General features: G+C 45.5%; 26 protein-coding genes. 14 read left to right on the forward strand and 12 right to left on the reverse strand.

All coding sequences use genetic code 11. From position 1 onward, the window contains the following. Nucleotides 1–16 precede the first annotated feature (16 nt). Nucleotides 17–457 (forward strand): MarR family winged helix-turn-helix transcriptional regulator, encoded by a 441-nt coding sequence (locus L4D19_RS11530; protein WP_428452584.1) that lies wholly within the window; start codon nucleotides 17–19, stop codon nucleotides 455–457. 115 nt (nucleotides 458–572) lie between these two features. Here L4D19_RS11530 and L4D19_RS11535 read toward each other — a convergent pair whose 3' ends face one another. After that, nucleotides 573–1,214, reverse strand: coding sequence for an NAD(P)-dependent oxidoreductase (locus tag L4D19_RS11535; protein ID WP_428452585.1), 642 nt, complete (start codon nucleotides 1,212–1,214; stop codon nucleotides 573–575). A 183-nt stretch (nucleotides 1,215–1,397) separates the two neighbouring features. Between L4D19_RS11535 and L4D19_RS11540 the strand changes: the two genes are divergently transcribed. Continuing rightward, nucleotides 1,398–2,297 carry a LysR family transcriptional regulator gene (locus L4D19_RS11540; protein WP_428452586.1) on the forward strand — a complete coding sequence of 300 codons (900 nt, stop codon included), beginning with the start codon at nucleotides 1,398–1,400 and terminating at the stop codon, nucleotides 2,295–2,297. Nucleotides 2,298–2,351: 54 nt separating this feature from the next. On the opposite strand, the gene L4D19_RS11545 is transcribed toward L4D19_RS11540, so the two are convergent. Continuing rightward, nucleotides 2,352–2,753: an H-NS family histone-like protein gene (locus L4D19_RS11545; protein WP_075765175.1), complete on the reverse strand. Its 402-nt coding sequence runs from the start codon at nucleotides 2,751–2,753 to the stop codon at nucleotides 2,352–2,354. 289 nt (nucleotides 2,754–3,042) lie between these two features. On the opposite strand from L4D19_RS11545, the gene L4D19_RS11550 reads away from it, so the two are divergent. Beyond that, the gene (locus tag L4D19_RS11550; protein ID WP_428452587.1) at nucleotides 3,043–3,267 is read left to right on the forward strand and encodes a ParD-like family protein; all 225 of its coding nucleotides are present in this window, start codon (nucleotides 3,043–3,045) and stop codon (nucleotides 3,265–3,267) included. Then, nucleotides 3,260–4,048 carry a type I methionyl aminopeptidase gene (map, locus tag L4D19_RS11555; protein ID WP_428452588.1) on the forward strand — a complete coding sequence of 263 codons (789 nt, stop codon included), beginning with the start codon at nucleotides 3,260–3,262 and terminating at the stop codon, nucleotides 4,046–4,048. The genes L4D19_RS11550 and map overlap by 8 nt, the downstream gene beginning before the upstream one ends. A gap of 213 nt (nucleotides 4,049–4,261) precedes the next feature. Here map and L4D19_RS11560 read toward each other — a convergent pair whose 3' ends face one another. The 5 genes from L4D19_RS11560 to L4D19_RS11580 form a co-directional block, all read right to left on the reverse strand. Next, nucleotides 4,262–4,519: a YjhX family toxin gene (locus tag L4D19_RS11560; RefSeq protein ID WP_428452589.1), complete on the reverse strand. Its 258-nt coding sequence runs from the start codon at nucleotides 4,517–4,519 to the stop codon at nucleotides 4,262–4,264. Nucleotides 4,520–4,650: 131 nt separating this feature from the next. Then, nucleotides 4,651–5,154, reverse strand: coding sequence for a GNAT family N-acetyltransferase (locus L4D19_RS11565; RefSeq protein WP_428452653.1), 504 nt, complete (start codon nucleotides 5,152–5,154; stop codon nucleotides 4,651–4,653). Nucleotides 5,155–5,177: 23 nt separating this feature from the next. Beyond that, complete coding sequence (rsgA, locus tag L4D19_RS11570) at nucleotides 5,178–6,212, reverse strand: ribosome small subunit-dependent GTPase A (RefSeq protein ID WP_428452590.1); 1,035 nt, start codon at nucleotides 6,210–6,212, stop codon at nucleotides 5,178–5,180. Beyond that, nucleotides 6,199–6,609: an RNHCP domain-containing protein gene (locus L4D19_RS11575; protein WP_428452591.1), complete on the reverse strand. Its 411-nt coding sequence runs from the start codon at nucleotides 6,607–6,609 to the stop codon at nucleotides 6,199–6,201. The genes rsgA and L4D19_RS11575 overlap by 14 nt, the downstream gene beginning before the upstream one ends. Before the next feature lie 132 nt (nucleotides 6,610–6,741). Next, on the reverse strand, nucleotides 6,742–7,281 hold the full coding sequence (locus tag L4D19_RS11580; protein WP_428452592.1) for a TetR/AcrR family transcriptional regulator: 540 nt from the start codon (nucleotides 7,279–7,281) through the stop codon (nucleotides 6,742–6,744). A gap of 491 nt (nucleotides 7,282–7,772) precedes the next feature. Between L4D19_RS11580 and L4D19_RS11585 the strand changes: the two genes are divergently transcribed. Both L4D19_RS11585 and L4D19_RS11590 read left to right on the forward strand, forming a co-directional pair. Next, nucleotides 7,773–8,204 carry a GNAT family N-acetyltransferase gene (locus tag L4D19_RS11585; protein ID WP_428452593.1) on the forward strand — a complete coding sequence of 144 codons (432 nt, stop codon included), beginning with the start codon at nucleotides 7,773–7,775 and terminating at the stop codon, nucleotides 8,202–8,204. Nucleotides 8,205–8,447: 243 nt separating this feature from the next. After that, entirely contained in the window at nucleotides 8,448–9,137 is a 690-nt protein-coding gene (locus tag L4D19_RS11590; RefSeq protein ID WP_428452594.1) for a zinc metallopeptidase, read from the forward strand. A 377-nt stretch (nucleotides 9,138–9,514) separates the two neighbouring features. Here L4D19_RS11590 and L4D19_RS11595 read toward each other — a convergent pair whose 3' ends face one another. After that, on the reverse strand, nucleotides 9,515–10,345 hold the full coding sequence (locus tag L4D19_RS11595; protein ID WP_428452595.1) for a LysR family transcriptional regulator: 831 nt from the start codon (nucleotides 10,343–10,345) through the stop codon (nucleotides 9,515–9,517). A 122-nt stretch (nucleotides 10,346–10,467) separates the two neighbouring features. Here L4D19_RS11595 and L4D19_RS11600 point away from each other — a divergent pair, with 122 nt between their 5' ends. After that, nucleotides 10,468–11,115, forward strand: a complete 648-nt coding sequence (locus tag L4D19_RS11600) for a glutathione S-transferase family protein (RefSeq protein WP_428452596.1) — start codon at nucleotides 10,468–10,470, stop codon at nucleotides 11,113–11,115. Between the two features lie 224 nt (nucleotides 11,116–11,339). Here L4D19_RS11600 and L4D19_RS11605 read toward each other — a convergent pair whose 3' ends face one another. Then, nucleotides 11,340–12,233 (reverse strand): LysR family transcriptional regulator, encoded by an 894-nt coding sequence (locus L4D19_RS11605; RefSeq protein WP_428452597.1) that lies wholly within the window; start codon nucleotides 12,231–12,233, stop codon nucleotides 11,340–11,342. A gap of 152 nt (nucleotides 12,234–12,385) precedes the next feature. On the opposite strand from L4D19_RS11605, the gene L4D19_RS11610 reads away from it, so the two are divergent. Continuing rightward, the gene (locus tag L4D19_RS11610; RefSeq protein ID WP_428452598.1) at nucleotides 12,386–12,943 is read left to right on the forward strand and encodes an NAD(P)H-dependent oxidoreductase; all 558 of its coding nucleotides are present in this window, start codon (nucleotides 12,386–12,388) and stop codon (nucleotides 12,941–12,943) included. 148 nt (nucleotides 12,944–13,091) lie between these two features. Next, complete coding sequence (locus tag L4D19_RS11615; RefSeq protein ID WP_428452599.1) at nucleotides 13,092–13,829, forward strand: SDR family NAD(P)-dependent oxidoreductase; 738 nt, start codon at nucleotides 13,092–13,094, stop codon at nucleotides 13,827–13,829. A 386-nt stretch (nucleotides 13,830–14,215) separates the two neighbouring features. Here the strand turns inward: L4D19_RS11615 and L4D19_RS11620 are convergent, their stop codons facing one another. Next, a complete protein-coding gene (locus L4D19_RS11620; protein ID WP_428452600.1) occupies nucleotides 14,216–15,127 on the reverse strand; it encodes a LysR family transcriptional regulator in 912 nt (303 codons plus the stop codon). A gap of 150 nt (nucleotides 15,128–15,277) precedes the next feature. Between L4D19_RS11620 and L4D19_RS11625 the strand changes: the two genes are divergently transcribed. Further along, nucleotides 15,278–15,916 (forward strand): FMN-dependent NADH-azoreductase, encoded by a 639-nt coding sequence (locus L4D19_RS11625; protein ID WP_428452601.1) that lies wholly within the window; start codon nucleotides 15,278–15,280, stop codon nucleotides 15,914–15,916. A 134-nt stretch (nucleotides 15,917–16,050) separates the two neighbouring features. Continuing rightward, complete coding sequence (locus L4D19_RS11630) at nucleotides 16,051–16,353, forward strand: DUF1330 domain-containing protein (RefSeq protein ID WP_428452602.1); 303 nt, start codon at nucleotides 16,051–16,053, stop codon at nucleotides 16,351–16,353. Between the two features lie 300 nt (nucleotides 16,354–16,653). On the opposite strand, the gene L4D19_RS11635 is transcribed toward L4D19_RS11630, so the two are convergent. Together L4D19_RS11635 and torS are read right to left on the reverse strand one after the other, a co-directional pair. Next, a complete protein-coding gene (locus L4D19_RS11635; RefSeq protein WP_428452603.1) occupies nucleotides 16,654–17,292 on the reverse strand; it encodes an HAD family hydrolase in 639 nt (212 codons plus the stop codon). 56 nt (nucleotides 17,293–17,348) lie between these two features. Further along, the gene (torS, locus tag L4D19_RS11640; protein ID WP_428452604.1) at nucleotides 17,349–20,306 is read right to left on the reverse strand and encodes a TMAO reductase system sensor histidine kinase/response regulator TorS; all 2,958 of its coding nucleotides are present in this window, start codon (nucleotides 20,304–20,306) and stop codon (nucleotides 17,349–17,351) included. Between the two features lie 101 nt (nucleotides 20,307–20,407). Here torS and torT point away from each other — a divergent pair, with 101 nt between their 5' ends. The 3 genes from torT (at nucleotide 20,408) to L4D19_RS11655 (ending at nucleotide 23,297) form a co-directional block, all read left to right on the forward strand. Continuing rightward, nucleotides 20,408–21,481, forward strand: a complete 1,074-nt coding sequence (gene torT, locus L4D19_RS11645) for a TMAO reductase system periplasmic protein TorT (protein ID WP_428452605.1) — start codon at nucleotides 20,408–20,410, stop codon at nucleotides 21,479–21,481. A 196-nt stretch (nucleotides 21,482–21,677) separates the two neighbouring features. Then, complete coding sequence (locus L4D19_RS11650) at nucleotides 21,678–22,136, forward strand: methylglyoxal synthase (protein WP_428452606.1); 459 nt, start codon at nucleotides 21,678–21,680, stop codon at nucleotides 22,134–22,136. 180 nt (nucleotides 22,137–22,316) lie between these two features. After that, nucleotides 22,317–23,297, forward strand: coding sequence for an alcohol dehydrogenase catalytic domain-containing protein (locus L4D19_RS11655; protein WP_428452607.1), 981 nt, complete (start codon nucleotides 22,317–22,319; stop codon nucleotides 23,295–23,297). Nucleotides 23,298–23,354 lie beyond the last annotated feature (57 nt).

Consider the following 23,354-nt stretch of genomic DNA (forward strand, 5'->3'; position numbering starts at 1 on the left):
TGTAAAGGACAGTAAATTGAAATCGAGGAAAGACCCGGTAAGCCGGCTTGTGTCCATTCTGTACAGGCAGGAATTAAAGACCGTCAGCCATCTTCTGGAGCAGCTTGATGTTAGCTTTTCGCAGCTGCCATTTCTTATGGAGCTGTACAGCGAGCAGGGGCTTTCTCAGGAAGAGTTGGTGAATAAAGTTCAAGTCGATAAAGCAATGGCCACTCGAGTACTGAAGCAACTTGACAGTAAAGGGCTGATCACCCGTGAGCGTAACCCAAACGATGCCAGGTCGAAGTTGGTTTACCCAACCGACAAAGCGCTATCATTGAAACCTCAACTACTGAATATTATTGCTGACTGGAATGACACTCTTACTCAAGGGATCACAGAAGAAGAGATTGAGCTGGTTAAACGGATCAATCGTAAGATGATCCTGAATGTAAAAGAGAAATTCGGTAAGCAGTAATCAATCACTATGGTTTTCTTTAGCAAAACCAACCACCGACCTATGTCGAATATGATTAAGGACACTACGAATTCTGAGTGCCCTTAACTCTAGCAACGGTTCAAACAGAGGTAACTTAGTTACTCGTAGCAACAAAAGGTAATTTGCCATGCCATTCTGGTTTGTCGATGACATCTAACATATAAGCTGCTAGCTGCGCGGCATCCACTTTCATTCCCTGAGGATCTGTTTCAGAGCTTTTTAAGTAACCTTTTACTCCTTCGGCAATCATTGGCGGACGCACCGTAGTATGAGCTAGACCAGAAGACCTCAAGATTTCAATCTCTAGCTCTTTCGCCGGTGTAATAGCAGGCACCATGAAATGCATCATTAGTCGCATCAACTTACGGGAAAATACAATCTTTTCTCCAGGGTAAGAAGCGCTTGCACCAGCCACATTTACAATACGCGTTAAGCCATTTTGCTTCATTACCTTAACCAATGACCGCATGGAATCACCATAGGCCTCAACCTTCGGACTGCCTTTTCGCACAGGAGGTGGGCCTATCGTACTAACCACCAAATCCACACCTTCAAGGGTGCTGGCCTGGTCTTCAGAGTTAAAATAATCCCCTTGTACAACTTCAACCTGATTTTGAAGGTCGCCCAATTTTGATGGATCACGTACAAGTACTTTTAAATCAATGCCTCTGGAAAGGGCTTCTTTCACAACGTGGCGACCTAAAAGGCCTGTCGCACCAAGTACTGCTATTTTCATATCATTCCTTTCTGACTATTAGAGGACCAATAAAAAGTCACAATTCGCTATTTCATTCATTTTATTAGCAAGCCTTATTTACACTAGAATCTTACAATCTTCATAAGTGATGCGGAACTAGCTATAATTGCGGTTTCTCGTTCCATTTTTGCACCACCAGCCAAACCAAGAGATGACACTACAATGAAGCATTTTGAGTGGGATGATTTACGTGTTTTTTTAGCCATTTTCCGAGGCCGCTCTGTGAGAGCTGCAGCCCGACTTATGAAGGTCAGCCATTCAACAGTCTCACGTCGGTTACAGGCAATGGAAGATCAGCTTGGATGTAAGCTCTTTATTCGACAACCTGAAGGTTTTATATTAACTGAAATCGGTGAGGCCATGGTTGTGCGAGCAGAACGGATTGAGTCTGAAATCCTAAGTATGCAACGAGAAGTCTTTGGCCGGAATACGTCTCTGGCGGGTCCAATCCGCATATCTGCAATACCTCATATCGTGCAGAATTTATTGATACCGTGTGTTGCCGAGTTTACAGCCCTTTATCCGGATATTGATATTCAAATTAATGCTAGCTATGAGATAGCAAACTTAAGCCGACATGATGCGGACGTTGCTATCCGTATTCAACAAGCTCCTGATGATTATTTAATAGGACATCGGATACCTGATATCGCAAGCGCGGTTTACGCCACACCAGATTATATTGAAACGCACCGATTTATTGGAGCCGAGCCAACGGGGCATTGGGTGGGATGGATATCCAATAACAAAGAGATGGCCAAATGGCATAATGAAACGCCCTTTTCCAACTGTAGAGTGAAACACTGTATTTATGAACCATCAGCTCACCTTCAAGCGGTGAAAGCAGGACTTGGATGTTCAATTCTATTTTGTTTTATTGGCGATAAAGAGCCGTCTTTAGTTCGACTTCCGGGGCAAACAAAATTGAAATCCTCCCCTTGCTGGATTCTGACTCACCCAGACTTGCTGACAACAGAGCGGGTACGTGTCTTCGTCCGTTTTTTGCGCGAAGCTATATATAAACGTGAATTGGAACTGAATGGAAACCCGACGGTGTATTGATAAAGCTGCAATAGGCCAAAAAATACAGCCCCGAAAAACGGGGCTATATAGCGATTAAATCAGAAAATCTTCCAGAGATTTTCCTTCATTATCGATAGCGTGTTTCACTGGGGCAGGCATTCGACCTTGGCCAGTCCAGGTACGCTCTTCACCATCAATAGTGTATTTATACTTGGCTGGACGAGGCGCACGCTTAGATTTTTTAGGCGTATCAGCTAGCGTTGCCAGCAACTCTTCTGGGTCGATACCATCAGCAATCAGCATTTCACGGTATGCGTTTAATTTGTGTTCTTTTTCTTTCTCGGCCTGACGAGATTCCGCTTCCGCTTCTTCACGCTCAGCAACCACAGTCTGTAGTTTTTCCAGCGCTTCTTGAAGTTGTTCTAGAGTAAATTCTTCTCGTGCAGCAGCGCGCAGAGAGCGCAAGTTCAATAGTGTTTTAAATACGTCGCTCATAATTCTGATTTTAATAGAAATTTGAGCGGCTACTTTATATCAATTTAAAGAGTTGGACTATTTATAATTGACAAAAAAACACTATTCTTTTGATGGTGAGCACCTCTGAGTGCACGCTTTCAACATAGAATGTAACTACTAACTCATTTTTGTTCCGCAAATGACCCTTCTATTTGGCCAGACAACAGCAACTGGCTGATTTGGTCGAGGGTCACTTAACTCTTGGTACTTGACTCCACAACAACAGAAGATACAATTCGTATATGTTTCATATACGGTTCATTTATCAATGGGTATTGTAAAGATTTCTGAAGAGCTTCATGAAGAGATAAGAAAAGCAAGTTCTGTTATGTCTCGTTCTATCAATTCACAAGCAGAGTTCTGGATAAGAATTGGCATGCTCGCTGAGCTTCACCCGCAACTATCGTTCAACCAGATCGTCTCAGAACTAATGAAATCAGCCGATGTCTCAGTGGCAAAAGCGACGAGTGAGAAAGGAAGCACCAATGAATAATAGTGTGAAAATAAAATCGGCTACCGAAATTGATTTAATGCGCAACGCTGGCAAATTGCTTGCACAGACATTTCATATGTTGGATTCGTATGTAAGGCCAGGCATCTCAACCATGGACATTAACGACAAGGTAGAAAACTTTATTGTTAATGAGTTGAATGCTCGCCCCGCAAGCAAAGGTCAATATGGCTATCAGTTTGTTTTAAACTCATCGATTAATGAAGTCGTCTGCCATGGTGTTCCCAACACAAACCAGTTACTGAAAAGCACAGATATCATTAACCTGGACATTACGCTGGAAAAAGATGGTTATATTGCCGACTCCAGCAAAATGTATGTAATGCCAGATGCTACACCGTTGGCAAAAAAGCTTGTTAAAGTCACGTATGACGCAATGTGGGCCGGTATTAAACAGGTTAAACCTGGAGCCCGACTTGGCGATGTTGGCCATGCTATCCAGCAATATGCCGAGCGCTATGGCTACAGTATTGTAAGAGAATACTGCGGTCATGGTATTGGCCAAGAGATGCACGAAGATCCACAAGTACTTCATTACGGTCTGCCAAACCAAGGGCTCAAGCTCAAAGAGGGCATGGTTTTTACGATAGAACCGATGGTGAATCAAGGTACAGCCAAAGTTAAAACAAAAAAAGACGGTTGGACTGTCATCACGCAAGACAAGAAGCTGTCGGCTCAATCAGAGCATACTATTTTGGTGACGAGTACTGGCTATGAGGTTCTCACTCTTCGAGATGACGAAACACTGCCTCACAAGAATTAGCTGGATTAGCTGGATTAGCTGGATTAGTCCAGATGTAATCTGTCACTTTAGGAAACATGCAGCAACCAGATCAGACAAGTTGCTCTTACTCGTCTCTTCCCCAAACCTTGTTAGCAATGAAAAGCAAAAGGCTGCAAATACAGCCTGTGTTTATTCAAGTTCAAGGTACAACAGTGAATTCAGGGCAACTTAATGGTGAAAATCAAATGGACATTATCTCTGATTCATTTGAGCTTGAACAAAAGTAGCTCCCAAATGTGTTATTCGATAAGGTTGCCCGCTCTTTGAGCTAATCATTTTCTTTCTTTTTAGTTTTCTAAATACATCCATTGTGCAGTTAGATAAACCATAACCTTCGCGAGTAAAGCAGGTTATCTCCGTTAGCTTTCCATCTTCATCTAGGTAATGACGGATCTCTCCGCCCATCGCAAGTGTATGAAGTACGCGCTGTTCTTGTTTTGATATATTCAAAGGATTTCTCCGTGTATTTTTAAATTTTTCCTCATGGTTGGTTTTGAAATTGTGCTTGTTCCTCTCGGCATCAAGCACGGATTTATACAATACTAAATAGTGTTTTAGACAAAAATTTACCTTTACAGAATTTAAACTTGGTCGTCTGGATTGCTCCACATAATTGGGTCAGCGAATACACCTTTAATGCTCGATGATGATTTGCCGATACCATCTAATGCACCTTGAGTTAACTCTCGAGCAAACCAGAAATCTGGTGATTCATCAGAACCGACAGGCAATGCTACGTTATGCTTAGTATTGAAGCGTCGAGCATAGTGTTTTGGATCACCTAAAACGAAGATTACATCAGCATCCAACTCGCTTTCTGCTTTCTCCATTAGTTGTGTAGCGTAACCTTTACCTTGGTGTTCTGGTAATACTGCTAATGGTGCTAATACAAAGCATTTCAGGTTAGGGGCTTCATCAATAATGATTGGTGTGTAACATGCGTGTGCGACACCTTTGTACACGATGGAATAGTTACCTTCTGCGATTAGATTTTCCGCAAATTGAGCATACAGTTTTGCATGCGCTTCAGTGTAAAAATCATCTGAGTTAAATGCTTCAAATTGTATTTCGTATGGTGTTTTCATATCTAAACTATCTATTTTTGGGTTCATTGCATTGCTTGACGTACAAGCCCTTTTCTATTTGATGTGGTTTTAACCATCTTGCTAAACGCTTTATCATACTGTCGCTCAGCATAGGTGTTTTTTTCTTTTTTTCTTCTATCTAAGAACGCAAGTTCTTGTTTTAAATTTAAGTAGCTGTCATAGCGCTCAGGAGTGATATTTCCTGTCTCTAACTCTTGCTGGACGGCACACCCAGGCTCACCTTGGTGCTGACAATCTCTGTACTTACATTCGTGTGAGATGGATGAAATTTCATCAAAGACCGAGTCCACATCTTCGTTAGTAGCCCAAGCTTGGACTTCTTTAATTCCGGAAGAATCAACGATAAATCCGCCACTTTCTAACTCGAACAAATACGAGCCGGTTGTGGTGTGGCGACCTCTCATGTCTTGTATTCTTAGTCTATTGGTAGTTTGTACCGCATGGCGCAATAGTGAATTGGTTAGGGTTGATTTACCCACTCCAGAAGGACCAATAAATACACCCACTTTACCGTTACTTAAATACGAAAGTAGCTCATCAATTCCGGTACCATCCATTGCACTGCAGTTAATAATATCGACCCCAAGGGCGATGGTTTCGGCCTGCATTTTAATTAATTCGGCCTTATCATTAAGATCTGACTTATTCAAAATAACTAATGGTGTCGCACCGCTGTTCCATGCGATGGTTAACAGCCTTTCTAGCAAACGGTCCGAATAGTTTCTTCCGCCATCAACACCTAAAACAATGATGACGTAATCCACGTTTGCGGCGATAGGCTGCTGAACTGTCGCCTCCCCAGAAGCTTTTCTACACACGACACTTTTTCGGCTCTGAATGCGTTCAATAAGTACGATACTGCCGTCATCTTTTGCTTCAACCCAGTCACCAACACAGGGTAATTCGTCTTTACTGTTGATTGAGAAAGAATAGCTGCCCTTGAGTCTTGCGATGCTCACGCCATTGCTCGTTTGTACTTTGTATGTATTTGAATGTTTCTCAATAACACGGCAAATCATTGTATTATTTGAACACATCTTCACCACCTCTGCTGATACTGATTTCTTTTAAATTCGACAACACGCTTTTTGAAGGGAATGGCAATGACATGAGCGGCTCTGCCGCCATGGCAACGAGTAACATCTCGTTATCGTCTGCTGCAATTCTGTTCGTCCGTATCGTGTTGCATTTGGAACACTTATGAATCAGTGACCACTCTTTATTCTTTTGTACATAGATACTGATAGGCTCCATCACTCCTCGGCAACTTGATCGTCTGTCACCCGCTTTAATATCCATATGCACACTGCTTAAACAGTGAGGGCAATGGTTTCTGTGTTGCCCGCCAAATTGTATTGGTGCCACGCCCATGCCACATGATGCGCAAATGAATGATTCTTGTGGGTTTTCTCTTAAGATCTTGTTTCTAGTCATAATGTTTTTCTTCTCTACAGTAACTATGGTTGTAGTGTGTTGCTCCTAGTAAACAGTGACTGACTGACCGTGCAGTCAGTCATCAGCTTTAAAAAAATCACGCATAGTTATGTATGCGTGACACATCGATTATTAGCTATATTTCTTGATAAATTCTGCTTTGATAGCTTCTAATGGGAAGTCATCATTAAGTAAGTAATTCATCGCAATTCCATCGACCTCAGCAATGAACATTTTTGTCACCACTTCTGGGTTAGGATGAGACAGAGTGCGGAATACCTCTTCTGTCGAGGCTTGTAAAGCCTGGTACCTTTCGTTGATTAAATCCAACACAATTGCTCTAGTTGTCGGATGAACCATTACACTGAAATTAAACTGATAAATTTTTCTATGTTCAGGCACTGCCATTCCGTCAAAGATAGAATCGATTAGAGCTTCCATTCTGCATTCTGACTCAGCAAAATGTTCAGCACTTTTATCCGATTCTTCAATGATCTGAGTAATATGGATAAATACTTCCCTTAGTAATTCATTCTTATTTTTGAAATGATGAAAAACTAGGCCTTTTGAAATATTCACTTCATTACATATAGCCGAGATGGGTGTGCTTTCAAACCCATTTTCAGCGAAAAGCCGAGTTGCGACTTCAATGATTTCGTCTCGTTTATCCATAATACTGCCCTATACTGACTGACCGTGCGGTCAGTGGTGCCGATATTAGGGAGGGGGATTTGAACTGTCAATCATTTTTCAGCCTTTTTTTCAGTCATTTTTGGGAGAAACAAATTAAATCATAAGGTTATGTTTTCTGCTTCGACGTACTTGGTAAACGATCTTTGTGGGGTAAGCTAAGTAAGTACAAAAGGATCGAAGCGGTTGGTTATTGAAAGATAAAAGCCATCAAGCGATTGCTAATTAATAAAGTCACTAGCACATAAGTGTCCAGGGACGTGCTGTAACTGAAGGACGTAACACGCTTCTGCCCCCGAAGTTTGTTTACACGTAGCGGCAAGTCCAATCGCATGATTGACTTTGCTATACTTCAGCGGCTCTTCTCATGCTAGCAGTATGACCACTTAACTTCTGGACACAAAATATCCTCTAAGGCTAGAATACGCGCTCGCGGCTGCACATGAATTTCAGTCAACTTTAGAGAAAACACAATGATTGTAGAAAATGTGCTTCCTGAGTATTACGCAGAAATGCTTGATGTTTGGGAAAATTCAGTCCGAGCAACTCACGACTTTATAACAGAAGAAGATATTGAGTTTTTTAAACCAATTATCATTGAGCAAGCCTTTCCAGCAGTAACTCTGAGATGTGTAAAGAGTACTAGCGGCTCAATTCTTGGATTTTTGGGCATCCACGATTCAAAGGTTGAAATGTTATTTGTCTCAAATGAAGCTAGAGGTCAGGGTATAGGTAAAGTACTTCTGCAATACGCCATTGAGCAGTTAGGTGCGACTAAAGTAGACGTGAATGAGCAAAATCCATTAGCTGTAGGTTTTTACGAATATATGGGTTTTAAAGTTGCTTCACGTTCACCACTCGATGATATGGGTAAACCATTTCCAATTCTGCACATGACATTGTAAGCCTCGGTTTGTCGTAACCAAGTTTGCTAGAAGAAAAGCCCAAAGCTAATAACTTTGGGCTTTTCCGTATGTGCTTGGAGTTCGTTGCCATACTTGATGTTATCCTTGGAAGCCTAATTTAGCGAAAGCTGTAACTCAGAAGTGTCCATCTTCGAGTCAGCCTATTGTCGGCAGCATCTGCTGCTTATTTCTATGCGTATAATATTTAGTAGTCACAAAATTGCTCATGGCATACTGATTTAAATGTTCTGGATAGTCATATTACTCATAATCGCGATTTGCGTCTTCCTGCCGGGCCTGTGGGTCAAGCATGTGATGGAAAAGTACAGACAGCCGGCTGATCGCTACCGCAAGCAGGGAAGTGGTGGTGAACTTGCTCGCCACCTGCTGGACAGCTTCGGCTTAGGTAACGTCGAGGTAGAGGAGACCTCTGCCGGTGATCACTATGATCCGGTCGCTAAGGCTGTGCGTCTGACGCCGGACAACTACTCAGGATACTCGCTGACAGCAGTGACTGTGGCCGCCCATGAAGTGGGGCATGCCATTCAGGATTCACGTGGAGAGTCCTTGTTCCTGGCGCGGCAGAAACTCGTAAAGACTGCCATGGTCGGCGAGCGTATTGCCGGAATGATGCTAGTGGCTGCTCCGCTTGTCCTAATGCTAACCCGCCTGCCGCAAGCGGGAGCGATAACGATAATGATTGGCATTGTTTCAATGGCACTAAGTACCCTGGTGCACCTGTTGACTCTTCCTGTTGAGTTCGATGCCAGTTATGGCAAGGCTCTGCCGATCCTGCAGAAAGGCGGCTACCTGTACGATGGTGATCTGGAGCATGCGGAGAAAATTCTCAAGGCGGCGGCGCTGACCTATGTCGCTGCCTCGCTGACCAGCTTGTTAAACTTGGGGCGATGGGTCGCGGTGCTCCGTCGGTAATGGCTGCTTGATGCCAGAGTTTTAGCGAGTGCTATGTCATTGAACAGGCGTGGTATCAACTCGGCGCCTGAGTTAGCCCTTCCATACAGCCGTTTATCACCAACCCAGACTTTGTCTACCGGATACAAGCACGATATACCACTAACTCCGGTGAATTATCGCGCATAAAACCTTTTATGGCGGTGGCGCCGAAGGCTCAACGGCACTAACAGCCGATTGAGATCTGGCCACTGGTCCAAACGCCAAAATATCACATTATTGCCCGTCCATCGCATCAGCGGCAGTCACCCCATGCACCTCTGACTTCCTGATTTGGTCAAGACGTATGTGGCAAGGTGTCAGATCGAGTATGAGTCAAATTAGCACCAAACGATTCCTCATCGCCCTAGCCCAATCAACTGCTCAAGACACTCTTTACTCATTAACGGATGTGGCCGGGCACCTAGTACCAGCACAATATCCACCGATGGAAGGGCTGGCATGTTGTCGAGAATTTTTAGATCGTCGGTGACACTAATTCTTCCCATCGCACCGATAGCCATACCTTCCCGAACGATAGCACGCTGCGCAGAGGCCGTATTGCAACAGGCAAGTAGCTGATAAGGCGTACCTCTCTTGGTCAGACCGTCTATGGCTGCTGCGTGGTACTTACAATCTGATTGGAATAAGGCCAGCGGAATGGGCTCCACATCGTCGATTTCGAAATCCTTGCTGGCAATCCAGACACCCTGATCATTAGCCAGCCAATGCCCCTCTTCGCTATCAGGAGCGCGGGTAAGAATCGCAGCATCAATTTTGTCATCATCCAACCACTCTCTGAGCGTGACACTTGGCTGGCTGAATACTTGAATTGAGCACGTCGGCTCTGCTTGTTTAAGCGCCCGGATCACCTTTGGCAGAATGATGTCGTTGTAGTCTTCGGGACAACCAAGGCGGAAGGGACGCTTATCTTCATAACGTTTGACCTGATATAGCGCTTTATTGTGTAAGGCGACTAACTGCTCTGCATGCGCACGCAGTTCAAGACCGGCTTCTGTTAACACCAGATTACGGCCTTCTTTTTCGAACAGGCAGACACTCAGCTCGTCTTCAAGCTTGCGCATCTGAGCGCTAAACGCTGACTGAGTGCGATTTATCTGTTTCGCGGCACGGGTAAAACTGCCTGTTTCGACAAAAGCGAGAAAACTTCTCAGTGCGTCAATATCCATACTGGGCTTTGCTATCCATCGGTTTTATTAATGTAATCCATCAAAACTATCCGTTAGTGCTCAATAAAACAATCTCTTAAGCTAAAAACAAATCATCAAGAACAATACGTAAGGAGACATTGATGCAACTTTATATCGGCAACCAGAACTATTCCTCCTGGTCACTGCGTGCCTGGCTTATCTTCGCGCAGTTTGACGTAGAGGTAGATATCATCAAACTGAAATTGTTTACCAAAGACTTCTACCGCACTCTTGAGAACATCGCGCCAACGGCCAAAGTCCCAACCTTAGTTGATAATGATGTGACTGTATGGGACTCACTCGCTATTCTTGAATACATCAACGAGACATACCTTGGCGGTAAAGCCTGGCCAAGCTCGGCAAAAGAAAGAGCCAAAGCGCGCGCCATTTCGGCTGAGATGCATTCCGGCTTCTTTGATATCCGCAATGAGCTACCGATGAACTGCCGCGCCAAAAGGAAGATCGCCCTCAGCGAGGGAGCCGTTAAAGACATCGCGCGAATAGATGCGATTTGGTCAGAGCAAATGGAACAATACCCTGACGGCTGGTTATTTGGTGAATGGTCGATAGCAGATGCTATGTATGCCCCAGTCGCCCTGCGTATACATACCTACGACATTGCACTGTCTGACAAAGCCAGGCTCTATCAACAAAAGCTACTCAGCAGCCCGGTCATAAAGAGATGGCTGGCTGAGGCAAGTTTAGAAACCGATATTGTCGAAGAAGACGAAGCGGGAACATCTGTTTAGAGATAATATACGAACCTGAAATGGGGCAAGCTTGGGTTAATCAGATAGTTAACTTGACCCATACTCGGCCAAATTAATTTGAATGATGATTTGACCTAATCGGGCAGCCTTCAGACAAGTGTAAGCTGCCATCACTATCAAGGTTTTAGGCATTTTCTTGTTAGACTTTTTACTTAACCCACAAACCAGATATTCAATCTTATTATTTATATTGACTAGAGAAATCAGTCATGCCCTTTTTTCAAATGTTCAATAAACAATCGAAGTGGCATCATCGAACGATACTCCCTTGGGAAATAAATATTCATGCTAGGTAGAGGAGCCTGATGCTCTGTCAGGAGCTCTATGAGATCTCCGCTTGCCAAGGCATCGGTGCAATAATCCCGAAACGTAAAGGTCACCCCTGCCCCCTGAAGTGCGAGATCGATCGTGGCAGGTGATGAGTTAGCGATCATGTTGCCACGAACTTCGACTGGATAGACACTTTCTGGCCCAGAAAAGATCCAAGGCGCTAATTGTCCTGAACTTTGGTACCGGTAGCGCAAGCAATTATGGTTCAATAAGTCCTTAGGTGTCCGTGGCACACCATTTTTCTCAAGATATTCAGGGCTTGCAACTACAGCGGTTTTCAAAGGCTCGCTCAGGTTGATCGCAACCATATCCTCAGCAATAAGCCCACCAAGCCTGAATCCAGCATGAAATCCCTCCCCCAGAATGTCTGACAAAGCATCGGTCATAGACAGTTCTACTTCGATCTCAGGGTATTTTTTCTGGAAAGTGGCCAATTTATTCTTAACCAGCAGAAAATAAGCAAACTCGGGTATCGCAAGCTTCAGTGATCCACGTTCAGCATGGCCTGCTGTTTGTGCACTATATAAACCTTCGCTTAGTTGCTCGAAGGCTGGCCCGGTACTGCGTGCCAACGCTCGCCCCGCTTCAGTCAAGTTGATCGAACGTGTTGTCCGAATAAACAGCGATGTTCCTAGCTGCTCTTCCAGTTTTTTTAACTGGTGGCTTACCGTTGAAGGTTTTACTCCAAGCTCTTGGGCTGCACCACGCAGGCTTTTCTTACACGCAATAGCGTTAAATACTTCGAGGGTGGAAAGAGGCAATTTCATTGATAGATTTCATTCACTAGTGAGGTGGATAATCGGTGTATTGTTTATATTAACCAGCATAATTAACATGAGCAACAAGTAAACGAAATACGTAAATCCTAGTGGCAAACAAGATTGCCGCGAAAAGGGAACCAAAAATTGAGGCCTGATTTATGAACATTCTAGTGTTGACAGCTCATCCTGATCTTTCGACCTCTACCGCAAACCGAAAGTGGTTTGAAGCTTTGTCAGAAGTTGAAGGGATCATTACTCGCGACCTAACGGCTGTTGGAGGCGCTGAAATGCGCTTTAATCCAGCGATTGAACAGGCGCTTCTTGAGCAGGCCGATCGCGTCGTGTTGCAGTTCCCATTCTACTKGTACTCTTCCCCACCGATCCTTAAAGCTTGGCTCGATCAGGTGCTGCTTTCAGGTTTTGCTTATGGTCCCGGTGGTAACAAATTACGAGGCAAAGAATTGTTGCTAGCCGTCTCAACAGGTGGCCCAGCCGATAGCTTTCAAGCTGGCGCGTTCAACAGCTTCACCATGGCCGAATTTCTTACACCATTTCAGCAGACTGCGCTTATGGTCGGTATGACCTATCTGCCGCCTTTTGTACTTCATAGCGCGATGAGTAGAGACCAAACTCGGCTCAATGCCAGTATTCCTAAGTTGATTTCCCATATCACAAGCCCTCTTCATAAAGGGAACGGCAGAAAAGAGTCAGCATAGAACAGTGAAAAGAATATAGGAATTTCAAACCTTATGGTGCGCCTTATGCAACCAAGCAAGCGTTTGAAAGCCGTAACCAAAATAGCAATCAACAGCGGGTGTTTTATCTAAGGGACATCGCCCATCACTAAGCAATTAGGAGCAACAAATGGAAAATTTTGAAAACAGCGTAGTATTAATCACAGGGGGTGGTACAGGAATTGGCAAAGCCACCGCATTGGCCTTTATTACCCAAGGAGCAAAGGTGATTATTACTGGTCGCAGGCAATCTGTTATTGATCAAACAGTACAGGAATTAGGATCACAGGCTTACGGTATCGCTGGAGATATCAGTAAACATGGCGAGCCAGCCCGAGTTATTGAAAAGGTCATCAGTGAGTTTGGTCGATTGGATGTTCTCGTGAATAACGCCGGAACGGGGAGTATGGGGCCACTTTCAGATACAAGTGATGAAGTTATTGAGAACATTTACCGAACCAACGTATTTGCACCGCTAGCCTTAATCCGAGAAGCAACGAGTTATCTTACGAAAAGTAAGGGCGTTGTCATCAATATTTCATCGGTTACATCAAGCGGTATGATGCCAGGTGTCGTGGCTTATGCTTCATCAAAAGCGGCTGTAGACCATACCACTAAGCTACTCGCTGCCGAACTAGGCCCTTTAGGGATAAGGGTTAACGCAGTCGCACCAGGCCTTACAGATACCGATATCTCAGCCGATGTTAAATCAAATGAAGAAATGCTGGGAATGGTTATCTCTCAGACCCCACTCGGTCGCCTTGGTGAACCAAAAGACATCGCAAACGCCGTTCTATTACTATCCGATAACCGTGCTGGATGGATAACAGGACAGTGTGTACAAGCAGGGGGTGGTTACTTGCTGTAGTTGAGTCGATTTTGAGCTAAATAGTCTCCATTCATATGAAAAATCAAAGGCCTATAGCTGGTAACAGGATAATAATCATCCCGCTATAGGTCAATACACTGCTGTTTGCAAAGCGCCGCAGAGATTTCGAAAAATGAAAACCCAAAAAGCATTCTTTATCAAAATATTAGCTTAGGAATTGCGAATCTACATAAACAGAAAATGAATGAATTAAAGTTCTAACTAAGAAAGGGGCAAAGTTGTTTAATTGCAGTGATCCTGTTCGCCATGAGGACAGATTCCAGCCTGAGGCTCTAACACTACTTCTACGGAAAGTGTGCACGGTAAGCTGAGCAGTAATAAGCATGTTCCATACTCGGTCGGAGAGCATTTGCTGGTCTTAGCAACTACCCAAGATGCTGAAGAATAAAATCAACACAACTTTGTATTTTAGGGATTTTATACTTGACTTGCTGATACAAAATAAAAATATCAAAGTCAGTACTTTGATAAATAGAAACCGGTGAATCTACAGGTACCTCTATCAGTTCCCCGGAGGCCAGGTAATCTTGAACCCACCAAAATGGGTAAAGTGATAGGCCTTCATGAGCGAGTACTGCTGCTAGTAATGTCTCACCGTTGTTACATCTTAATACCGGATTAATCTCGATTTTATTCCAGACCTCATCCTTGAGCTGCCACCATGAAGCGTGTCCGTGTTTTCCGCGGTATTGTAGGGTTGGGCAGGTCTCAAGGTCTTCAGCGCTTAAAACCGACTTACCATAGTGCTCTTGCAAATCGCATAATAATTTTGGTGTGGCCACTAATTTTAATTCAGAGCTGGAAAGATGTTTTGCAACGACACGTTCTTCCGGAACTTTGCCTGCCCGTATAGCAATATCGACTGAATTGTTATTGAATGAAATCTTTTCATCAGAGTAGTCTAAGTCAAAAGTGATTGAGGGATATTTCTCGCGGAATTTTTGTAAGATCGGGGAGAGCATTCTCTCGCCATAGTCGGCCATGGCGCTGATCCTTATCTTCCCCTCCATGGTGTTGAGGCGTTGTGATACCAACTCGTCGGCTTCATTCAGTTTTTGAAGCACTTCCTCAATCATGTCGTAGTAGACACTACCCAGCTCAGTAGTGCTGACGTTGCGGGTTGTACGCTGTAACAGTTCGACGCCTAACTCGTTCTCCAGGTCTTTAATCCTGCGGGAAATGGAAGAGGCGGGTACATCGAACTCCTTGGCCGCCAAGCTAAAACTGTTAAGCTCGGATGCTCGTTTAAAATAGCGAAGTGCACGTAATTTATCCACAATGACACCAATAACAGCCAAAAATCGTCTGTATTTTGACTTATATTTGTCTAAAAGACAAAATAGATTTCCTATAAGCCACCTATTTCCTGATTGGCAGACTCGCTAATATAACTCTACTTCAATGAATCAGTATGAGCAGGAGAGAAAATGGCATCTTTACCACCCAACAAAAATGTACTCATCATCAAATCAAGCCCGGCTGCTAATAGCTCGGTTTCCAATGAAATCGCTGACTACTTGGTGAGCCAATTAGACAGTAAGCATGAGTCCTATGATTTTACTGTTCGCGACTTGGCCAAAACCCCGGCCCCTCAAATCGATGGCCCTCTGTTAGAGGCATTTTTTACCGCCCCCGATCAGTTAAGCGATGAGCAGCAGGCGCTAGTTAGGCCATCGTTGGAGCTGATAGCTGAGTTAAAGGCCGCAGATATTATTGTCTTTGCCTCGGCTATGCACAACTTCAGCATTACAGCACTCTTAAAAGCTTATATTGATCAAATATGTCGTTTCGGTTTGACGTTTCAATACGGAGAAAATGGCCCCGAGGGCTTATTAATAGGCAAGAAAGCGGTGGTCATTAGTAGTGCAGGGGGCGATTTTCAGCATGAGCCTGCTAAAGCCATGGATTTCCAAACACCTTATTTGCAAAACATTTTAAATTTTATCGGTATTAAAGATATTAGTATTGTGCCGATCCAGGGTATGCACCTGGTTCCGGAAAATGCCGATAAGATTAAATCTGATGCAAAAGCCAAAATTAAGCAACTGGCGGTTTCAGAATTGTAACTGTTATCTCTTAGTTTCACCCCTTAACGCGGCATTACCCGTATGAGGGAGTTGCATTTGCTATTTCCCTCAAAATAGCTTTAATAGACCTTGTTTTTTTAAACACTGAGTATCAGACAGGAAGGAGCAAAACCATGTCAGCATTAATGGTTGCATTTGTTAGGGTTCATGACTTAGAAGCTTATAACCGTGAATATCTCTCTTCAGCGCATCCCCTTATTGAAAAATATAATGGCAAAGCACTAGCAGTATCTGAGAAGATAAAACCAATCCAAGGAACGCTTCCAGAAGGTAAGTTTGTTATTTTAGAATTTCCAACCACTGAGCAAGCTGAAGCTTATTACTATTCCGCTGAACATCAAGCACTTCTAGAAAAGGGAAACAAATATTTCAGCTCAGATAGTATTATTGCAGAAAATGAACTTCATAGAGGTTAAATATAACTCTCGCATAATTGAATAGTCGGGAAAGCTTTATCAATAGTCATTCCGAGTTCATGATCACGAAGCCCATCAACGAGACTATCTAGCAAAAGCTCACGCGATCCTGACTATCAGCCATTAAAAGCATAGCGTGCATTTTTCCTGGATGCGGACATGGCGATTATTGAGCAAGTTTTTAGTTCAGATAAAACCTGAATAAAGACAAGATAAAATAAATGAGGCCGATGTTCAGTCAACATCGGCTTTGCTTTCTATGTGGAACCATAAGTAATGCCAATTTAATGGCCAGGAGTCTTAACTCAGAAGCTCAAGCAGTTGCTCAGGGCGGTCAAACAGATGCGTAGGTGAGGCTTGCTCCAATTCCTCCCTTGAACCATAACCCCACAGCACGCCGGCCGAGTCCAACTTATTATGCTGTGCGGCGGTCAGATCAACCGCTCTGTCACCAATCATTACCGCATTTTGGCTAATCGTGCCGGCCTGAATCAGTGACTCAAGCTGTTGCCATTTTTCAATGCCAATATCACCACCGCTTACAAACTCAAATACATCAAGCAAACCGAACATAGCCAGGATTTTCTCGGCAAAGTCAGCCCGCTTTGACGTACAGACGCCTAGCCGGCAGCCTTCTTTTTCCTTCAATGACAGCAGTACCTGCTTCATACCCGGATACAGATGGTTTTCTGAGTAACCTACTTCGGCATATCGCTCACGATACTTGGCAACTATCATCTCAATGAACAGCGGATCATGGTTACCTGTCAACTGAACAAATGTTTGATCCAGCGGCGGACCGATATAGGCCGCTATATCGGCTTCGCTTTGTGGAGCAAAGCCATAATGTTCAAGGGCGAAATTAAACGATCTGACTATTCCCTGCTTTGGATCGCTTATCGTGCCATCCAAATCAAAAATCAACCATTCATAGCTCATGATACCTCCTTGTTCACATTCATATTCCTTCACATGTCAGTAGCTAGCGGCTTCTGCTAGGAAGAAAAGGCAGCAAAAAGAGCCTGCTTGGACTCGTCAAAAACTACTGACAATTCTGAGGCATCCAGCTGGCTAATATCCCCTTCTTTAGCCGACTTCTCGAACGCCAGGCACACTTTGTGAAGCCTTGTCAGCCCCATCGTTCCTGCCGCCCCTTTCAGGGTATGGGCAAGGCTTGAGACTTGCGGCAAGTTACCGTTATCAATTTCAACCAGCAGTTTCTCGAGAGTCTCTGATGAAGAGTCGACAAACAAACTGATCAGCTTATTTACCTGCGCTTCACCCAGCACCTTCAAATCGCTGCCTAATACGTTTTCATCCAGCAAAGGCCACACTTGTTCGTTGTCCACTTCGCACTGCTCCTGATTGTGTTCTTTCTCGTGCTCCGGCATATCATCTTGCACAGCCGAACTTACCTTGTCTTCTACCACGACCCGCTTATCACCCGACAAAATGCTACCCAGAGTCTCCACCAGCTGTTTCTCGACCAAGGGCTTTGGCAAGAAACCGGCAAAGCCGGAAGCTAGGTAAATCTCAACTTCTTCACGGAATACATGGGCAGAAAAAGCCACCATTGGTGTTGGCTCAAACCAAGCCTCCTTGTGTCGTGCCTCCTCGATCCGTCGCAGCTTATGCAGCAAGGTCACCCCGTCAGTATCTGGCAGGTTAATATCAAGCAAAGCGATATCAAAATTCTGCTCGGCGTAGGCCTGCTCGGCCTGCTTGCCATCTTCGGCAATCACCACGGTATGACCGAGTCGGTGCAAGAAACCTTCGGCAACCAGACTGTTTACCGGGTTGTCCTCTACCAACAATATATGTGCAGAAGATAAAGCCTGCGCCTGACTATCAATAACATGAGAACGCTGCCCCGGCTGTAGCTTGAGGGTAAACCAGAAACAGCTCCCCTTGTTCAGGGTGGAGCGAACACCAATCTGACCGCCCATCGCCTCAATAATTCGCCTGCTGATGGCAAGCCCCAATCCGGTGCCTCCCATCGTCTGACGCCCTTCAAGTGACTGCTGGAAGGCATCAAACATACTTTTCTGTTCATCCTCGGCAATACCAATGCCGGTATCTTCAACTTCAAAGAGCAGCTCGTCGGCAAAGGTCGGATCCTGGCGCACCTGTATCCGCACCTGTCCTTCGTCGGTGAACTTAATCGCATTGCTGACCAGATTAACCAGTACCTGCCTCACCCGTGTTGAATCGCTTACCCAAAAATCGTTGGTATCGGGTTCGATGTGGCTAACCAACTTGATGCGCTTGGCCAGGGCACGACTTTCAAGCATATCGTAGACATCTGACACCAATTCAGACAGAGAAAAGTCGTTAAGGCGAATATCAAGGTGCCCGGCTTCAATTTTCGAATAGTCGAGAACATCATTAAGAATGTCCAACAAAGACTCACCACTACGGTTAATCACGTCGAGATATCTCGCCTGTTTGGCCGTCAGCCCCGTATCGGCCAATAACGATGCTGTGCCCAATACACCATTCATCGGTGTGCGGATCTCATGGCTCATCGTCGCTAGGAAGGCGGATTTAGCCCGGTTGGCTTTCTCTGCTTCGGCACGCGCTTTGGCATGATTCTCGACTTCCTGATTGAGCTTACTGTTGGCTTTTTCCAGCTCATTGGTTCTTTGTGCGACCAAGCGCTCAAGGCTGGTTTTATGCTCTTGCAGCTCGGAACGGATTTTTGACTCGACCTGTGCCAGACGATGGCGCTCATAGGCAGTATCTCGCGCAACCATAATGGCCCGCCCCATCTGTGCTAATTCATCTTCTCCATGAACAGACAGACGAATTTCCAAATCACCGCGAGCCAATGACATCAGCGCATGACTATAGTCGTTGATCCGGCTAATAACACGGGCATAAACATAGCGCCACATGATCAGTACCAGGACCAGCAAGCCAACCACAGAAATACCGATCAGGCTATTTCTCGCCACCGTCAGCGTCTCGTCAACTTTGGTTACGGCCTGCTGGGTGCCTTCATTCGCTGCGGTGATAATATCGCCAACCGTCTGGTTAAGCTGCTGGAACAGCACCAGATTTTGCTGCTCCATCCGCTCGACATCTTTCTTCGCATACAGTAGCTGTTCTTGCGTACCGAATAGCATCCCGCCATGGTTTAACGTCTTCGTTAATTCCAGTAACTGCACCGAACGGCTCGGATCTTCTACCGATTTAACCCGATGATGCATCACCGAAACAGCATTGTTATAGCGCTCCTTAATCGCCAGCAGTGATGTGATGCTGTCGACCCGGTTAGAATCATCAAGCATGTTGATCACCTGCAAGGAAAGAAACCGCAGTTCAAACAGACGCTCGGTAAGGTCCATATCAACCTCGACCAGGCTATCCAGTGCCTTAAACACCGCTGGCGTATCACCGGCATCGACAAGATCGTAAATGCGGGAAACATTCGCCACCGCAATGGTATTGGCATTGGAAACCTGGGACTGAGACAGGGAGTCTATCTGCAAGGTGGCGTTGGCCATTTCTTCGGTCAGTGTATTGACCTGGGCCTGTAAATCAATTTTTCGTCCGACAAGCAACCCCAGCATCGCAAGGTTATCGACAATCCGCTTCACATCATCTTCCAGCTGACCCACTAGAGTTGATTCGAAAGAGTATTGCTCCAGCTCGCGCAAGCTGTGCTTCAGCCCTTCGATATGAATTGTCAGCGCTTTACCCTGACGTTCTCGCTCCTGCTCTGTCGTCGACTTGGCCAGCACCTGAGCGGTGAAAATGATCCGGGTACTGAGGTCGGAAAGCTCGCGCGCCTCAGCCAACGCCGGTACCGCGGAGTTAATTACCGTTCGTTCAGTTTTGGCGACCAAAGAGAAGCCAGCCACACCGATAACCGCGGCAATAATCATCAGCCCGGCCATCAACGAGAAGGCAATCAGCAGTTTTCGACCGATGCCGCTAGGAGTGAATGTCATACAGAAGAACCACAACAGGAAAAATTAGGTTTAACCACACAAAATAAAACATTACTATTTTGCCAGCGATGCAGGTATAGATGCTATTAATCATGAATAAAATGCGAATTTTTTCTTTCTTATTACTCTTTTTTTCTTTTCAACCGGCCTACGGGGTGGAGATTATTTCCCACAAGCCCCCTTTTGCCAGCGATAAACAGTCACGCACCATCACTTATCAACCGCTGACAACGGCATCTAAGCCCTGGAAAATTTGCAGCGTGTACCCGCACCTGAAGGATTCCTACTGGCTTTCGGTTAACTACGGCATGGTTGAACATGCCAAAAAGCTCGGTATTGAGCTGAAAGTGCTGGAAGCTGGCGGGTACCCGCACTTGGAAAAGCAACAGACCCAGATCAAGGACTGCCACCAATGGGGAGCCGATGCCATTATTCTTGGTACTGTGGACAGCACTGCCTACCAGGGAATACTGTCTCAGCTCACCGGGGAAATTCCGGTCTTTGCCACAATCAACGATATTGATGTCACCGATCCCGATATCCGCAAAAATATCACGGCCAAAGTCGGGGTGGACTGGTACGAAATGGGCCAGGCTGCAGGCGAATTTCTTGCCAAGCGCCATCCTCGCGGCAGCGGCATTGTCAATATCGCCTGGTTACCTGGACCTTCACAGCGCGGCGGCACCAAGCCAGTTACCCAAGGGTTTCTGGATGCGGTAAAGGACAGTGATATCAATATCATTAAAACTATGTGGGCGGATAACAGCAAAGAGCTGCAACGCAACCTGATCCAGAAACTTTTTGCCAGCGGCCAGCACCTTGACTATATCGTTGGCGGTGCGGTTGCAGCAGAAGTAGCAATCAGTGAATTGCGCTCCAACCACAAGTCAGGCGATATCAGCATCGTTTCCACCTACCTCAGTCACGGTGTTTATCGCGGTCTGCGTCGCGGCAAAATTTTATTCGCCCCAACAGATAAAATGGCCCAACAGGCTATGCTGTCTCTCGATCAGGCCGTTCGCCACCTTGAACAGAAGCCAATCGAGCGCAACCTGTCACCCATAATTGAGTGGCTGACTCCTGCACATCTACCAAAAGGTGTCATCGCTGATTCCCTGTCACCGGCAGAGTTTCGGCCTGCCTTTAGTGTCTACGACCACAAGGTTCGGCGATAACCAGACTAAGCTCTCGCATCACTATGATTTATTGGCATATTATCGTTGCCACATAGCTCAGGTTATACTCATTAGGGCGATTAATGTTACCCACCTTTGATTTCAACCCTTTGGGTTGTACTTCTTAGGTTCGCTTTGATATTAATGTTTATAGTTTTTTCTATTGATAATATTCACCATCTTAGTGGAGTCCTGGATGCAAGTAACGACCCGCACAATGCAAGCCAACAAGCACATCGCCCTTGTGGCACATGACAACTGTAAGACGCACCTTTTGCGTTGGGTATCAGAGCATAAGGACAAGTTGCGCGCTCATACATTGTACGCAACAGGAACAACCGGCCACATGCTGTCTCGCGAGACAGGCCTTGAAGTAAATTGCTTGCTGAGCGGCCCGATGGGTGGTGACCAGCAACTTGGCGCCCTTATCTCAGAAGGCAAAATCGATATGATGATTTTCTTTTGGGATCCACTCAATGCCGTTCCGCATGACCCTGATGTGAAGGCACTTCTGCGTATTTCTGCGGTCTGGAATATCCCGGTTGCAACAAACCGTGCCAGCGCTAACTTCATGATTTCTTCGCCTAAACTTGAGGAAGAAGTGGATATCGAAATCCCGGATTACAACGCCTACCTTTCAGAGCGCCTGGACTGATATACCACTCTCAATATCATCGACAATACATATCGAAGCCTTCTCTCTGAGAAGGCTTTTTCGTTTTCACCCCGAAAATCTTGATTTTACTCACCTATTCTCATTCCTTGTCAGGCAAGAAGCTAAATTTGGCCTACGTTTATAAAAACTAAGACAAAAAAATAACAGAAGTGGTGGCACATGAAAGCATGGAAATTAACCCAACCGGAAGGACTCGGCTCCCTGACGCTATCCCGCGCCGCAAAGCCAACTCCCGCCTCAGATGAAGTCTGTATTGGAGTTAAGGCCGTTGGCCTCAATCCTATCGACTATAAACTCGCCAGCTGGGGCTATGCCACCTGGCAATACCCACAGATCATCGGGCTTGATGTTGCCGGCATTGTTTCCGTGGTCGGAAAAGGTGTCACCCACTTTCAGCCGGGTGATCGGGTGTTCTGCTTTGCCGATCCCCGCCAGGCGGGTGGGTTTGCCAACTACACAGCCGTCAAGGCCCATGCTTTGAGCCGCATTCCTGACTCGGTCAGCTTCGAGCAGGCCGCTGCTCTGCCCTGCGCAGGCTATACGGCGTGGCAGGCGGTCCATGACAAACTGGATATCAAACCCGGACAAAAAATAGCAATTACGGGAGCAGGAGGAGGCGTCGGGGGATTTGCCGTCCAGCTGGCAAAACTGGCAGGCGCAACAGTCTATGCCATCGCCGAAAAGCAGCATCATCATCGCCTGCTTGATTATGGTGTCGATGCCGTGATCGATCCAAAAACCGAGAATGTTGCCATGCGGTTGATTGAGCTGACCGAAGATCAGCTGGTACATGCTGTTATCGACTGTGTGTCAGCAAAATCAGGCAGTATTATGAGTGCCCTCATCCGCTACAACGGCGAGATTGTCATGGTTGCCGATCAATTTAATCAGGTGCCGCTGCTGGCCACCACCAAGGCAATCAGCTTGCATGAGGTGGCACTACACGGCACCTACGCCCATGGCACGCTCGAGCATATCCACCATCTGGCCGATATCGGCAATACGCTCAGCAATCTAGTTGGTGAAGGAAAACTGGATCCTATGATTGAGGAGAGCCTGCCGTTTGACAAACTCACTGACGGGCTAGACAAGCTCAAACAGCAACAACACAGTGGTAAACTGGTTGTTACTGTCGGATAAGCCTGCTCATATTGAACTTGGTGTCATTGTTGATACCAATTGCCAGTTGCCCGTCGT

The sequence above is a fragment of the Photobacterium kasasachensis genome (genome assembly GCF_050336885.1).
GTDB lineage: Bacteria > Pseudomonadota > Gammaproteobacteria > Enterobacterales > Vibrionaceae > Photobacterium > Photobacterium kasasachensis.